The 15,047-nt window shown below is 48.4% G+C and carries 12 protein-coding genes; 8 read left to right on the forward strand and 4 right to left on the reverse strand.

The window, feature by feature from the left end; genetic code table 11:
- Positions 1-90 precede the first annotated feature (90 nt).
- Positions 91-1,317, reverse strand: coding sequence for an MFS transporter (locus tag ACR1R9_RS29735; protein ID WP_175381434.1), 1,227 nt, complete (start codon positions 1,315-1,317; stop codon positions 91-93).
- Positions 1,318-1,413: 96 nt separating this feature from the next.
- Here ACR1R9_RS29735 and mobA point away from each other — a divergent pair, with 96 nt between their 5' ends.
- Positions 1,414-2,010 carry a molybdenum cofactor guanylyltransferase gene (mobA, locus tag ACR1R9_RS29740; protein ID WP_246318005.1) on the forward strand — a complete coding sequence of 199 codons (597 nt, stop codon included), beginning with the start codon at positions 1,414-1,416 and terminating at the stop codon, positions 2,008-2,010.
- A 41-nt stretch (positions 2,011-2,051) separates the two neighbouring features.
- Here mobA and ACR1R9_RS29745 read toward each other — a convergent pair whose 3' ends face one another.
- The gene (locus tag ACR1R9_RS29745; RefSeq protein WP_433922060.1) at positions 2,052-3,026 is read right to left on the reverse strand and encodes an AraC family transcriptional regulator; all 975 of its coding nucleotides are present in this window, start codon (positions 3,024-3,026) and stop codon (positions 2,052-2,054) included.
- Positions 3,027-3,272: 246 nt separating this feature from the next.
- On the opposite strand from ACR1R9_RS29745, the gene ACR1R9_RS29750 reads away from it, so the two are divergent.
- The 6 genes from ACR1R9_RS29750 to ACR1R9_RS29775 all read left to right on the forward strand — a co-directional run bounded on the left by ACR1R9_RS29750 (position 3,273) and on the right by ACR1R9_RS29775 (position 11,506).
- Positions 3,273-5,276 (forward strand): beta-galactosidase, encoded by a 2,004-nt coding sequence (locus ACR1R9_RS29750; RefSeq protein WP_099857447.1) that lies wholly within the window; start codon positions 3,273-3,275, stop codon positions 5,274-5,276.
- A gap of 130 nt (positions 5,277-5,406) precedes the next feature.
- Entirely contained in the window at positions 5,407-7,197 is a 1,791-nt protein-coding gene (locus ACR1R9_RS29755; protein WP_076287546.1) for a sensor histidine kinase, read from the forward strand.
- On the forward strand, positions 7,194-8,294 hold the full coding sequence (locus ACR1R9_RS29760) for a response regulator (protein ID WP_076287547.1): 1,101 nt from the start codon (positions 7,194-7,196) through the stop codon (positions 8,292-8,294). Before ACR1R9_RS29755 ends, ACR1R9_RS29760 begins: the two co-directional genes overlap by 4 nt.
- Positions 8,295-8,438: 144 nt before the next feature.
- On the forward strand, positions 8,439-9,719 hold the full coding sequence (locus tag ACR1R9_RS29765; RefSeq protein ID WP_076287548.1) for an ABC transporter substrate-binding protein: 1,281 nt from the start codon (positions 8,439-8,441) through the stop codon (positions 9,717-9,719).
- A gap of 78 nt (positions 9,720-9,797) precedes the next feature.
- Positions 9,798-10,682, forward strand: coding sequence for a carbohydrate ABC transporter permease (locus tag ACR1R9_RS29770; protein ID WP_076287549.1), 885 nt, complete (start codon positions 9,798-9,800; stop codon positions 10,680-10,682).
- Positions 10,679-11,506 carry a carbohydrate ABC transporter permease gene (locus ACR1R9_RS29775; RefSeq protein ID WP_076287550.1) on the forward strand — a complete coding sequence of 276 codons (828 nt, stop codon included), beginning with the start codon at positions 10,679-10,681 and terminating at the stop codon, positions 11,504-11,506. Before ACR1R9_RS29770 ends, ACR1R9_RS29775 begins: the two co-directional genes overlap by 4 nt.
- 115 nt (positions 11,507-11,621) lie before the next feature.
- Here ACR1R9_RS29775 and ACR1R9_RS29780 read toward each other — a convergent pair whose 3' ends face one another.
- Positions 11,622-13,109, reverse strand: coding sequence for a PLP-dependent aminotransferase family protein (locus ACR1R9_RS29780; RefSeq protein WP_433922059.1), 1,488 nt, complete (start codon positions 13,107-13,109; stop codon positions 11,622-11,624).
- A gap of 157 nt (positions 13,110-13,266) precedes the next feature.
- Between ACR1R9_RS29780 and ACR1R9_RS29785 the strand changes: the two genes are divergently transcribed.
- A complete protein-coding gene (locus ACR1R9_RS29785) occupies positions 13,267-13,875 on the forward strand; it encodes a LysE/ArgO family amino acid transporter (RefSeq protein ID WP_433922058.1) in 609 nt (202 codons plus the stop codon).
- A gap of 87 nt (positions 13,876-13,962) precedes the next feature.
- Here the strand turns inward: ACR1R9_RS29785 and ACR1R9_RS29790 are convergent, their stop codons facing one another.
- Positions 13,963-14,799: a methyl-accepting chemotaxis protein gene (locus ACR1R9_RS29790; protein WP_076287553.1), complete on the reverse strand. Its 837-nt coding sequence runs from the start codon at positions 14,797-14,799 to the stop codon at positions 13,963-13,965.
- Positions 14,800-15,047: the final 248 nt, after the last annotated feature.

Consider the following 15,047-nt stretch of genomic DNA (forward strand, 5'->3'; position numbering starts at 1 on the left):
AATCGGGGGATAACAGCGATCGAAAGATTGTTCTGTCCTCGTAGTGCTCCAGTGTAAATCTTGAAAGGTTCAACCTTTGCCAACAAAAGATTATCTTTCACCCATTTCCGTCAGCACAGTTGGCTGATAGCCGTTGCGGCGGTTCGAGAACCACATGATTGCAAAGCCAACAGCACCGATCAGGGAGAAGAATACCCCGATGTTATACATCACTTCAGCACCAAAGCTCTGGAACAGCCAGCCGCCGAACAGACCGGCAATGACACCAGAGAGGCCGCCCCAGGCCATCGTATACACGGCCTGACCAGAGGAACGGTACGGCCTTGGAATGAACAGCATCGTCAGTTGAGTCCCTACATAGAAATACCCGCCGAACGTAATGGAGTGCATGAGCTGAATGAACACAATCTCTAACGGATTGTTCGCCAGGGCCATGAGCTGCCAGCGGATGGCGAACAGCAGACTGATCAGGATGAGCGACGAGAGAAGCATGCCCATTTTGCGTTTGAGAAAACGGTCCAGGAGCAAGAATACACCCACTTCAAGGATGGATGATGTGAAGATGGCCCAGCCAACCATCTGTTTATCGCCCCCCATTTCCACGATGTATAATGACATAAATGTACTGTTCATGGCGTTGGGTACGGAAACGAGTACCCCAAGCCCGATAAAGATCATAAAGTACGGATTGAACATCACCTTGCCGAAACGTCGAAAGCTCACAACAGGTGTATCTGAAGCGATCGGCTGTCTAGGTAGAAACAAGGCAAAGACAAAGGCAATGACAATCATGAAGGCAAATACAATCGATACACTGCCTGCTCCCAAGCGGTCAATCAGCGGTCCGGCAGCCGCAGCAGTCAGAGCCCAACCCAGCGACCCCCAGAGCCGAAACGTACCGAATTTCTGATTCGTGCCATCGATATAACCGAGAATCAGGCTGTTGGTTTGGGCAAACAACGGACTTTGAAAAAAATAAAAAAAGATCATGGCTGCATAGATCCAGGCATACGTAGGCGCATAGAATACGGCCTGAGCAAGCACAAAGGTGCCACCCATCATCATCATCAGAATAATGCGAATATTGCGTGATTTATCGCTCCAGAAGCCCCAGAACGGATTAGCAAACAAGGATACAAACGGACCAATCGCCATCAGACTGCCAATCTCCAATTTGGTCATCCCGATTTCCTGCAAATACAACTGAAGAAAACCGGCGAAGATTGAAATGGCTCCATAAATGAAAAAGTTATATAGTTTCAGCGAAACCAAAGAGGGATTGCCTCTTCCGGGTGCATATCTATCCAATAGAGCCATTCCTTTCAGAATAATATTCTTCAATGTATCATTTGTTGAAAGGGTATTCAATGTATAGAATAAGTTTATTGAACGAGGAGGATTACCGTGAGCACGATGGAATGGACAGGTATTATATTGGCTGGAGGTTTATCCCGCCGTATGGGTTCTAATAAGGCATTGTTGGAATGGAATGGTTACAGCGTGCTGGAGCAGGTCATCCAAGCGATGGCACCAGCTGTGAATGGTATTATCGTTTCCGCAGGAACCAACACAGCTGCATACAACGCATTGCCCTACGACTGCGTTCAGGATGATTACCCCGGAAAAGGGCCGCTCGCAGGGCTGCATGCCGCGCTGGGAGCCTCGGGAACAGACTGGAACCTCATCTGCGCCTGTGATATGCCACTGCTAGAGCCATCCTTTTTCAAAGGTATGAAGTGGCTCGTCGAATCAGGTCAAGAGCATCACGCGATCGTTCCGCGACTGGCAGGGCATGTTCATCCGCTTGCAGGTGCATATCATAGACGTGTTCTTCCCCAACTTGAACAGCGCTTAATAGATAATAAATTGAAAGTAACCCAATGGCTTGAAGAGATCGGCTGCCGATATGTCGACGTCGATGAGTTGGAAAGCGCTGGTGTCCACGATGTGGCCATTCAGCTTAGTAATATGAATACCCCGGAAGAGTACGAGCATATTCGTAACCGATAATCCGGCCAGCCCATCAGTTCATTCATTATCTCATACCTTTCTCAGTCCGGTTTGATCTCCCAACTCTGGTCCACTGGACCCGATTCGTTGGATAGATTCTGAACGGCGTTACGATATTGAAGTGGACTCTGGCCAGTCCATCGCTTGAATTGCCGACTGAAGTGCGACAGATGGGTATAGCCCAGCTTCCATGCGATTTCCCCCAAAGAGAGCTGCGGCTGTTCGATCAGCACTTTGGCTTCCTGCAGCTTCAGGCTGGATAAATAGGCCCGTGGAGATTGTCCGTACACCCTGCGGAAGATCTGCAGCCCATATCCCGGACTGATACCAAATGAGGATATGATCTGCTCCACTTTGACGGTGGATACATTGCCCTCTTTGATTCGGAGCTGCGTATGGAACGCCTGTTTGATGGCTTCTGCGATGGCCCCTGCATAATGCATGGCTGCGGGAGCTGGAGCATTAGGCGAAGCATCAGATCGGGTAGGCAGCGGTTCACGGTCAGCTGCCTGGGACAGCAGGGCAAACAATTCAAACATGCGTGCCTGCATGATAAATTTGTCTGTGGAAGTGTATGCCTCTGATGTTCTGATCATGTTCATCCAGTTCTCCAGGACAGGGCGCATTTGCATGTTATCTGTGGTGCCTGCCTCATAGATTCGGCTGTGATGTGACATCAGCTTCAGGGTAAATACGGGATCATCTACATTGAAATGAGCACTGAAATATGTCATGCCCTCTGATGATACACATTGGTTTGTATGTTTGAATCCTGGTGGAATCAGCAGAATCGAACCTTCCTCAACCGTATAGGTATACCCGTGAATTACACTCTCCTGAGTCCCCTTTATAATCAGCATAATTTCAAAGCCCGGATGGCATTCTTCCGGCATCGCCCAACCGTATGGAACTTGTTGGCTGTGCGCTCCATAGAATTTAATGTTACAGTCGATAATAGGCAACCAGTGAGCCAATGTATGATGTGGCATTTCTCGAAGCTGCGATCGGATATCCATGACATTCACCTCGGAAAAGGGTAAAAACAACTCGCCTTGTACAATCGGCACGCATAGTATACTTCATTATAATCAGTTTAACGCCAACATTGAAAATCGCAGAACAGGAGAGCGTTCGACAGATTGCTAAGTCTCTGATGTACTTCAATAGATAATAATGTAAACGTTATCATTTTTCAATTGCATCATTTCATTTTGTATAAATGCCAAGAGCTTCATACTTCCGGATGAAAAGGGGATTTTAACATGGACAAGTTATTGTACGGGGTAGCCTACTATGACGAATATATGCCTTATGAGCGATTGGACAAGGATATTCAGATGATGAAAGATGCAGGCATCAACGTGGTGCGGATTGCGGAATCAACCTGGAGTACGCATGAACCACAGAATGGCGTATTCGACTTCTCCTCAGTAGATCGTGTACTGGATGCCATGCATGCAGCGGGCATTCAGGTTATTGTGGGTACACCTACGTATGCTGTTCCGACGTGGATGGTCAAGGAGCACCCGGATGTTCTGGCAACAACGGCACAGGGACCGGGAAAATATGGAGCACGGCAGATCATGGATATCACACATCCAACGTATCTGTTCTACGCGGAACGCATCATTCGCAAGCTGATTTCCCGTGTCAGCAAACACCCTGCCGTGATTGGCTATCAGACGGATAACGAAACGAAGCATTACAACACTGCCGGAGATAATGTACAATTGCAATTCGTCAAATATATGCGTAACAAGTTCAGCTCATTGGATGATCTGAACAAGGAATTTGGTCTCGACTATTGGAGTAACCGTATCAATAGCTGGGAGGATTTCCCGTCTGTTGTTGGTACAATCAATGGCAGTCTGGGAGCTGAATTTGCTAAATTCCAGCGCCAACTGGTAACCAACTTTCTGGCGTGGCAGGTCGGAATTGTAAATGAGTACAAACAGGAAGGTCAGTTTGTCACCCAGAACTTTGACTTCGACTGGCGTGGATACTCGTACGGCATTCAGGGGGATGTGGACCATTTTGCCGCATCCAAACCTTTTGATATCACTAGTGTGGACATCTACCATCCGTCGCAGGATGATCTGACCGGCATTGAGATTTCATTCGGCGGTGACGTGGCACGTTCCACCAAACAATCGAACTATCTTGTACTGGAGACGGAAGCGCAGGCTTTCTGGCATTGGGTTCCCTATCCGGGACAGCTTCGCCTTCAGGCGTTTAGCCACCTGGCCTCGGGAGCAAACATGGTTGCTTACTGGCACTGGCATTCCTTGCATAATTCGTTCGAGACGTATTGGAAAGGGTTGCTGAGCCATGATTTTGAACCGAATCCGGTCTACAATGAGGCCAAAACAATCGGTAGGGATTTTGCCAGACTTAGCCCGCAACTGGTGAATTTGAAGAAAACGAATCGGGTAGCCGTGCTGTTCAGCAATGAGGCTTTGACGTCGATCAAGTGGTTCGGATTTAATTTTACGAGTGACAAAAAATACAACGACGTTATCCGCTGGATGTATGACGAATTATACAAAATGAATATTGGCTGTGATCTGATTGATCCGTCCGTGGAGAGTTATGAAGGCTATGATGTGATTGTTGTGCCTGCTTTGTACGCAGCTTCTGATGCCTTGCTTGAGAGGCTGAACCAATTTGTACAGGATGGTGGGCATGTCGTTTACTCCTTCAAGAGCGGATTCGCCAATGAGCATATTAAGGTCCGCTCTACCCGCCAGCCTGGACTGATCAGTGAGGCTTGTGGCATCAGTTACAACCTGTTCGTTGAGCCGAAAAATGTGTCGCTTCGAGATGATCCGTTCGAGGTTGGAGAGGAACAGAATCAGATTCACACCTGGATGGAACTGATTACACCAACAACTGCAGAAGTGCTGGCCTGGTATGATCATCCTCATTGGGGAGAATATGCGGCAATTACCCAGAATGCCTATGGCAAGGGCAAAGCAACGTACGTTGGATGTTATACCAGCTCCGCGGTGATCCGCAACGTGTTGGAGCGTGTCATGAAGGAAGCCGGACTGTGGGGAACCGATCAGGAATTGGCTTTTCCAATTATCGTTAAGAACGGAGTGAATGAGCAAGGGAATACGATTCGGTATTTCTTTAACTACTCCGATCAGGCGACTTCGTTCGTATATGCTTACGGGGACGGAACGGAACTTTTGGCAGGAACAGCGGTGTCCGGAGGGCAGAATATGGTGCTTGAACCATGGGGGTTCTGCATTATTGAGCAATAATGGGAAATCATAAATGAATTGACAAGTCTGTTTTCAATGATTATAAAAAGAATACCAAGACCAAAGCGCCCTCGGCTTCATGCTGGGGCGTTTATCTTATTTTAGCTCATAGCTCAGGAGTGGATGCCTCGTGTTTACCGAATTATATCGGAAGCTTACTGATCCGTTCAAACGCAGCATTCGCAACAAATTAATCCTCACCATGACGTTTCTGGCCATTCTGCCCGTAATTGCCATGACAGTTGTAGCAGCAGAAAATACCCGTTCTTCCATGGAAGAAGAGGTCATGGAGACCAACCGTGCGAATATGAATTGGGCCTCCATCTATTTGGGTGAACAATTCGCGCGGATGAACAATCTCATCTATTCCATTCAGATCAGTGATGAGTTGCATCAGTATTTGGCATTGAATCAGGATGCTCCAGCTGCCAGTCGATTCGATGAGCAGAAGGCTATGTTCAACATGCTGAACAGTGTATATTATTCAGCTGGTAACTATGTATTTGGCGTGGAATTATACCTGAAGGAACTGGACACGCTGTTCACCTTCAACTCAATGGAAAGCCGAATTCGATCGGTCCCGGACATTCCTGCGGCATACCATGAACTTTTTGAGCAGCATAAGGACTTTACGATTATTAATGATTCGAATGATCCGGAAAAGTTTCATATGACCCGCAGCATGAACCGTTTTGAGGATCAGGCGCAGATCGGCGCAATCAGTCTGGAAGTCAAGTGGGCCGAATTCAATCAAACGCTGGAATTGCTGGACAGCCGGGGCGATTATGCGGTGTACATCGCGGATAGTACAGGAAGCCCGGTTTATCAGCCAAACAAGGAGATACAGCCTTCAGCAGAGGCACTGGAAAAGCTTGCAGCTACGAAGGACAGTTCCGGCTTCATTCGAACAGCCAAGGAATATGTATTCTATCATGCAATTGATCCGTCAGGGATGCGTTTGATCAAAATTGTTCCTTCCCATGTTATCAATGAGAGTGCACTGGAAACGATGAAATATGGTCTTGTTGTAGGTGGGCTGGCTACCGTGGTTTCGGTGTTGTTGGCAGCATTTGTGGCTTGGCGAACATCTAAACCGATTGTCAGACTGGCGAATTCCATGAAAGGAATCCAGTTGATCAAGGACAAGGAAGTGGTCCGCAGTGGTCGGGTGGATGAGATTGGCCTGCTGGAGAAAAATCTGCATGGTATGGCAAGTCGCATTCGGGAGCATATCCGGGATAACTACCTCATGAATCTGGAGAAACAGACGGCCGAGCTCAAAGCGCTTCAGTCTCAGATTCATCCGCATTTTCTGCAAAATACGTTGCAGATGATCGGAGGTATGGTGTACTCACAGAAGCCGGCAGACAGTTACAAAGTTATTCGTGCATTGAGTGAGATGTTCCGTTATATTGTCAGAGCGCCGGATGGTCTCGTGCCATTGCAGTCCGAATTGGACCAACTGGAGCATTATATGCTCATCCAGAAGCAGCGTTTTGGAAGCAGACTTGAATATAAACTGGAGATTGAAGGCGGGCTCAGTGACTGCTACATTCCGAAGTTGTCCCTGCAACCGATTGTGGAGAATGCATTTGTCCATGGTCTGGAGAAAAAGCAGGGAGAGTGGAAATTGAACATTCAAGTTGTCCGGCTAGATCATGAGGTAACCATCCGCATTTCCGATAATGGGGTGGGCATGGATCAAGAAAGGTTGGCCGAGATGCAATCGAGACTGTCCAAGCTGTCCCAGCAAGGAGACAGAGTATGGAGCTCGAGCACCAGCATTGGCCTGGTCAATGCCGCATCACGCATCGTGATGCACTTTGGGCCTGCATACGGTATGAACATGGAGAGTGGGGAAGGACAGGGAACGAGTGTCACTGTTCGAATTCCTTGCCATACAGGAGGCGAGATCACGTGAACAAAGATCATTATAGAGTGCTATTAGTGGACGATGAGCCATGGAACAGAGATATTTTGCGCAATTTGGGCACGTGGGATGAGCTTGGCATGGTGGTAACAGGTGAGGCAGAGGATGGCGGAGAGGCGATCCGGTTGGTCGAGCAGCATCAGCCCCATATTATCATTACAGACATGCGTATGCCGGGTAAAGACGGGGTGGAGCTGCTTCAGACGCTAAGTGCACAATATCCGCATATCAAAGTGATTGTGGTTAGTGGATATGATGATTTCAATTATGCGAAACATGCGATTCGTCACCGTGCCGCTGATTATCTGCTCAAGCCGGTAAATCCCGATGAATTGAATAACGTTCTGGCCAAGTGTAAACGTGAATTGGAAAAGACCGAGTCCGGGCCGGAGTCATGGGAACCTTATCCTTCCGCTTTTTCTGGCGAGTTCTCGTTGTTCCAGCAGCAGGCACGCCTACGTTTTAACGACTTGAACGTTCAGGGATTGCATGAGCTGTTCGGGCAGCTGGAGCACCGACTTGATACCAGTGATATCCGAAGACCGCAACAGCTGGGGCGGATCGCATATGAATTGCAGACGCTGCTGGGCGAGCTTTGTGTTTCCAACGGCTTATGCGAGCAACCTGTAGCAGCTGTACTCCCGCCGCCAACTGCTCTGGCGTCCATCACATCAGCAGTGGACTGGATATCAGCGCCTTATTATACTTCGTTGGAGCAGCTGATTGCGCAGCGCAAATTCAAGAACAAGCTGAACCTGGATGAGGTGAAGCAATACATCGAGCAGCACTGCATGGAGATGATTACGCTGGAGCAGCTTGCTCAGATCTTTTTTGTCAGCAAAGAATATCTCAGCAAGGTGTTCAAAAAAGAATATAACGTGAATGTGACCGACTATATTGTCCAGTTACGCATGGCAAGAGCCAAGGAATGGGTGCTCGATGATCAGATTCCATTCAAACATATTGCCGAGATGACGGGTTATGAGGATGTATCGTACTTTTACCGGGTGTTCAAGAAACACTTCGGGGTTTCACCTGGAGAGATGCGAAAGGGACAACCTCGAATATCAGGTAACAGCCCTAAATAATTCATTCACAGAGAGTTTACTATTGGATTAAGGTTTAAAATAATCCAATAAACGAGTCTAATAATGTCCAATGAAGCGCTTTCATTTCGTGATATATAATGATCCTATGAAAGACAAACCAGTTACACCGGGAGGTCATAAGAGATGAAAGTATGGAAAAGCGTAGCAAGTGCGGTACTTGTGAGTGTTCTGCTCGCAGGCTGCGGTTCCAATGCGGGTACGGATGGTAAGGAGGAGGGGACTGCATCGGGCAGTACGGTGTCCCTCAAAGTATTCATTGCACAGCCGCGGCTGAAAGAACATTACGATAAATATATAGAACAGTTCAAAGCCAAGGAAAAAGCCGAAAAGAATATTGAGGTCAATGTACAACTGGAGATGCCGCCAGCAGATAATGCGCCGCAGATTCTGAAAACACGACTTGCCTCCAATGATGCACCGGACGTGTTCGCACTTCATGCGGTCAATGAAATCCCACCGTTCAGCAAAGCGGGTTATCTGGAAGATCTGTCGGGTCAACCTTTTGTCGATAAATTACTGGATTCCGTTAAGCCTTCCGTAACGGATGCGTCGGGTAAAGTCGTGGCCGTTCCTTTGGAAACGTTGTCTTGGGGATACCTGTACAATAAGGATATTTTCAAAGAGCAGGGGCTAGAGGTTCCTACCACCTTGACGGAAATGAAAGCGGTCGTGGAAAAGCTGAAAGCAGCCAACATCACACCGTTTGAACTGTCCTACAAAGAGGCCTGGATTCCACAACTCTTCCTGCCACTTACAGTAGGTGCACTGACTCAGTCAGAGCATAAAGACTTCTTGGATAAGATGAATCAGGATCAAGGTTCCTTCTCGGATATGAAATCCTTGTTCGACATCTTCGATCTCGTCAATGCCAATGGAACGGAGAAAGCGCTCGAAGTGGGCGGCGATGATGGATCGGCAGCCTTTGCAACAGGCAAAGCAGCAATGTGGATTCAAGGACCTTGGTTCGCAGAAACCATCCTGAAGTCCAATCCGGATATCAACTTCGGCGTAGCTCCACTGCCGATCAATGACAACCCGGATGATACCAAAATCAACCTGAGCACATCGACTTCACTGGCCGTATCTTCCTCCAGCAAAAACAAGGAAGTGGCACTCGACTTCGTAAACTATGTTCTCGATGACAAGGATTCAAGTGCATTCTACGAAGCACTGAAATTCAATCCGGTTGCCAAAATTCATGACTTCAAAAGTTTCCCTTGGGTAGACGATGCCCTGAAATATGTTAATGAAGGCAAAGCGTATCAGGATCCATCCATTCCTCAAGCGGTTAAGGATGAATCAGGCAAAGCGCTGCAAGGTTACTACTCCGGACAACTGGATCAGCAGCAGGTGATTGATGCGCTCGACAAGGCGTGGAAATCCTACAACAAAGTCAACAAGTAAGCAGATGAAACGGCTGGCAGAACGGTCTTCGTTCCCCCGTTTCCGCGAGTCTGCTTATAGTGAAAAGGGGGAGAACCAATGGCTACGAATGTATTCAAGAAGTATCTGTCGCTGCTAGCGTTCACTGCGCCTGCCTTTATCATCTATGCCATTTTCCTGCTGTATCCTACATTTAGCGGCTTGTTCTACAGCTTGACGGACTGGAATGGTCTGAACCGGGATTACAGTTTTATCGGTTTGGGAAACTTCGTGGAGCTGTTCAAGGAAGATCCCGACTTTCTGAATTCCCTATGGTTCACGTTAAAATATGTGGTGTTTATGCTGATTCTGCAAAATGGAATTGCCTTGCTGCTCGCCGTGTTCATTGAGACACGGACGCGCAGCAAGGGGTTATTCCGGACCCTGTTTTTCATGCCGAACATGATCAGTACGATCATCAGCGCCTTTATGTGGACATTCATCTTCTCCCAGGTGCTGCCGCAGCTGGCCGAGAAGTTGGCGGTCTCCTTTTTGGACCAACAGTGGCTGGGTGATCCGAAATTCTCATTCTACTCCATCCTGATCGTATCGCTTTGGAATGGTGTGGGGTACATGATGATCATCTATCTGGCTGCACTCCAGGGTGTGCCGAAGAGTCTGAAGGAAGCGGCTGTTATTGATGGAGCCAACGCGTTCCAGGTACTGCGTAATGTCGTATTGCCAATGATTACTCATGCCGTTACAATCTGTTTCTTCCTGACACTGAACGGTGCCTTCAAAGTATTTGAAGTTGTGTACGGTCTGACAGGTGGCGGTCCAGGCAGAGCCACTCAGGTCATTACGATGAATATCTATGAAGAGGCATTCTCCAACAATTTTAGATACGGATATGCCAGTGCCAAGTCGGTTGTGTTATTCGTCATCGTGCTCATCTTCACGCTCATTCAGATTACGGTGATGAAGAAGAAAGAGGTGGAAGCATGAGGATGCAACGAATTAACAGCTACCTGATTCGACTGCTGCTGGTGCTGGGCTCCCTCGTCGCAATGCTGCCAATCTACATGGCGATTGTGAACTCATTCAAAACACAAGGCGAAATGTTCCAGTCCTTTATAGCTCTCCCAACAACATTTCATTGGGAAAACTACTCGGATGCATTTCACAAAATCAATCTACTGGGCAGCTCCTTGAACTCGGCGATTGTATCCTTCCTGGGGATTGGCGGTATTGTATTCTGCGCTTCATTGGCTGGATACAAGCTGTCGCGTACTTCAGGCAGATTGAGCAACCTGATTTTCTTCCTGTTCGTGGCATCCATGCTCGTTCCTTTTCACTCGATCATGATTCCGCTGACACGGGTTGCCAAAGGACTTCATGTCCAAGGAAGCACATACGGATTGGCCCTGATCTATATCGGACTTGGTGTGAACATGGCGATCTTCCTGTATCACGGGTTTGTTAAGTCCATCCCGCGTGAATTGGAAGAATCGGCACAGATGGATGGATGTAATGAGTTTCAGACGTTCTTCCAGATCATCTTCCCACTGTTGCTGCCAATTACGGTCACCATCGCCATCTTGGACTTCCTATGGATCTGGAATGACTTCCTGTTGCCACTGCTCATGCTGACGGATGTGAATCGTTATACACTGATTCTGTCCACGAACATGCTGTTTGGCGAGTACAATAAGGAATGGCCGTTGATTCTGTCCTCCCTAGTACTTACCGCGATTCCGGTGGTTCTCATCTATGCGTTCTTCCAAAAGTTCATCATGGAGGGTATTGCAGAAGGTGCGGTAAAAGGGTAAGGAAAACCCGCCTGCGATCTAGACGAGACGTATCTGTCTTATTAATAACAAAACATGAAAGAACCGCCTTGATCTGAGGGATGTCACTCCTTCCGATCATGGCGGTTCTTTCATTTTATGATGACATCAGCTTCTTGACTGCCTGTGCCAGCAAGTGAAGACCACGCTCCATCTCATCCGGTGAAGCATAGGCATAGGACAGACGAATGTGCTCTGCATCTAGGCGGTCATAGAGATAACCCGGATGAATCAGCACATGATTCTCCAGACAGGCATGGAACAGTTCGCGAATGGATAGAGTACTGGCGGTAAATCGGAGCCAGATATAAAAGCCTCCGGCAGGAATGCTCCACTCAGCGAGTTCACTGAAATCGCGTTGCAGAAGCTCAAGCATAAAGTCTCTGCGTTTGCGAAGTTCTGGCCGCAGGCGATCCATATGCTGCTCGTGGTATCCATCCGCAAACCAGAGTGCAGCAGCCTCCTGAGCGAGGGAGCTGGTGCCATAATCCGTCTGCATCTTGATGTCTGCGAGGCGACGGATGACCGGCTCCGGCCCAACTAGCCAGCCGAGGCGCAGACCGGGGCTGACCGCCTTGGACAAGGTGCCCATGTGCAGCACCCGTCCTTCTTTATCACGCGCTTTCAGTGATGGCGGCGGGGGCTCGTCCAGCCACAGGTCGCTGTACGCGGCATCCTCCAATATGGAGATGCCGATGTTCCGCGCTGTGGCGAGCAGTTCTTCCCGGCGGCTGTCACTCATGACGGAGCCGGTAGGATTGTGGAAGCTCGGAATCGTATAGAGCAGCGAGATGCTTTCCCTGTTTGCATTATTCTGTACGGCATCTTCCAGACGCGGAGTGTGTAATCCCTCGGCATCCATCGGAATGCCACTCATTTTCAATCCTGCCGATTGGAAGGCATGAATGGAGTACAGATAAGATGGTTTTTCCAGCAGGACTGCCGATCCGCGGGGCAGAAGCCCAACTGAAATAAGGTGCAGTGCCTGGAGAGAGCCGGATACGATCAGAATGGAGTCAGGGGAGGCTTGGATGCCGCTTGCTTGCAAGTAAACGGACAAAGCCTGACGGAGCTCCAGACTACCCTGAGGTTCGAGGTAGTTTAGTGTACGAGAACGACTGGATAGAGCATGGAGGATGTCGTTAAAAGCCTCCTGGGGCATCAGCTCAGGCGCAAGCTCACCTGTACCAAGCCTGATGATGCCTGGCTGGAACTCAGCCCGGTTAATCTGCTGTACCTCTGGCAGATTGGGGTAATACCAGCCTTCTTCGATGGCTTCCTCCCAGTTGGGTAGGGCTCCGTGAGCCAGCGCATGCCAGCCAGAGCCACAGACATATGTTCCGCCGCCATGTCTGCCTTCAATCATGCCTGAGGCGGCCAGATTTTCCAGTGCAGTAACCAGCGTGCTGCGGTTCACACCCATGGATTGAGCCAATGTTCGTTGTGAAGGAAGCCGATATCCTGCTGTCCATTCGCCGGCAGTAATTTTCTCACTGATATAGACTTCAATCTGTCGGTACAGAGGTAGGGAATGGGAGGGGTCCGGCTTCCAGCTGCCCCCCTGTCGAGAATCAGAACGATTCATGGGCAGGTTTGCCTCCTTTATAGAATGAGTGATGGGATTTATGTTTCCTCTTATTTTGAACACTATATCATTTGGTTGGGTCCAGTGCCATCCAAGTGGTTGGTTACGCCTGATGTTATCTCTACTACTATGGAGACATATCTAAGGGGGATGAACGATGGGGGTAATTATTCACGCGGTGGTGCTGGCATTTGGCCTGATTTTGCCACTCGGTGTACAAAATGTGTTTATTTTTAATCAGGGCATGAGTCAGCGAAGTTATGCACGGGCGCTGCCAGCGATAGTAACCGCAGGACTCAGTGATACGTTGTTGATTGGAGCAGCGGTCGGAGGGGTGTCCCTCATTTTGCTGCAATGGCCGCTGCTGGCAAATGTATTGTATGCAGGAGGGAGTGTATTTTTGCTCTATATGGCATGGAGCATTTGGAGGTCATCCGGACCTGCCAATAGTTCAGCAGCAGTGCTATCTGCGGGAAGACAGATCGCCTTTGCTGCTTCCGTTTCCTTGCTTAACCCGCATGCCCTGCTGGACACGGTAGCCGTGATCGGCACCAGTTCACTTCAATACGAAGGGGTGGCACGGTTTTATTTTGCGATAACGGCGGCATTGGTATCATGGGTATGGTTTCTGGGACTGGCAGGTGCAGGCAGGCTAGTAGGTAGAACAGATCGTACAGGCCGGATCAGTGTTTTCTTCAATCGATTGTCCGCTGTAGTCATGGTCGGAATGGCAGGCATGATGCTGTGGAAGCTGATCGTATCGTAAAAATAGAAAAGAATCCCCTCACGGTAAACGTGTGGGGATTGTTTATATGCTGGCCTTATAGTTAATGCGCCAAATGAGTATTTTATCTTATTCTGCCTTCAATAGCATGGATTCAATAAAAGCTTTGAGATCCTGAGATGCATTGTTCAGTTGATCAATCACCTCGCTGAACTCGGTGACGAGTTCGGCCTGCTGGTTGCTGGATTGGGCGATGGATGTAATCTCCTGTTCCATCTGACGAATGGAATGCTGTACTTCCTTCAAGGAGCGTTCAATGTTCACTGTAGCTTCTTTGGTTCCGGTGGATAATTTGCGTACTTCGGTAGCAACAACGCCAAAGCCAGCGCCTGCTTCTCCTGCTCGAGCCGCTTCAATAGCAGCGTTCAGACCCAGCAGGTTCGTCTGCTCCGAAATTTCACGAATGAATGAAGCGACCTTGGTGACTTCACTGGAATTTTGCACCGCCATCCGTGTGTTGTCCAAAATCTGTGAAGATGAAGCGGTCAGTTGCTGGGATTGAGCCGCTACGGTCTGAACCATATCGGTTAACTTACCGCTGATTTCCCCGATCAATTCGGTGAAGTGCCCCAGTTTTTCCTCGTTTTTGAGTGAAAATCCAATGGCTAATGCGCCTACGATCTGGCCTGCTTCATCGCGAAGTGGGGTAGCCGCAGAGTTAATGGGAGTCCCGTAATGATGCGCTTCAATACGATTGGCTGAAGTCTCACCATGGATAAGCGCCCGGCGTAGTGTAGGATCTTCAAGCGAGATCGGGTCTCCAGCCTTGATACCCAGATCAAGATCTTCGCTCCGTACGTAATACCGGAACTGCTCCATATCGGTAACAGCAATCATCAAATCATTTTCCTTGAGCATGATTTTAAAATACGGGCTTGCTGCAACAAGTGCTTCAACAATATTCAATTGGATCAACTCCTATATATGTGTGCGTATGATCGTGATGTATTGTATATTCATCGTCAGAATTGCGTGATTCTTGAAGGCCTAAAGAGGGCAAAAAGCAGATTAATTTTATTTTAATTTTGGGATCAGGAAAATTGATCAACAAGGTTAGACAAAAGAAGAATACATGATAAAAAAGCTGCTGAGGATCATCTGACCTCAGCAGCATTTAGTACATCGATAATGGCTGTATTTTGTGAAGTATATCA

Origin of the sequence: Paenibacillus taichungensis, assembly GCF_050994985.1 — a bacterium.
In the GTDB taxonomy this organism is placed as follows: domain Bacteria; phylum Bacillota; class Bacilli; order Paenibacillales; family Paenibacillaceae; genus Paenibacillus; species Paenibacillus taichungensis.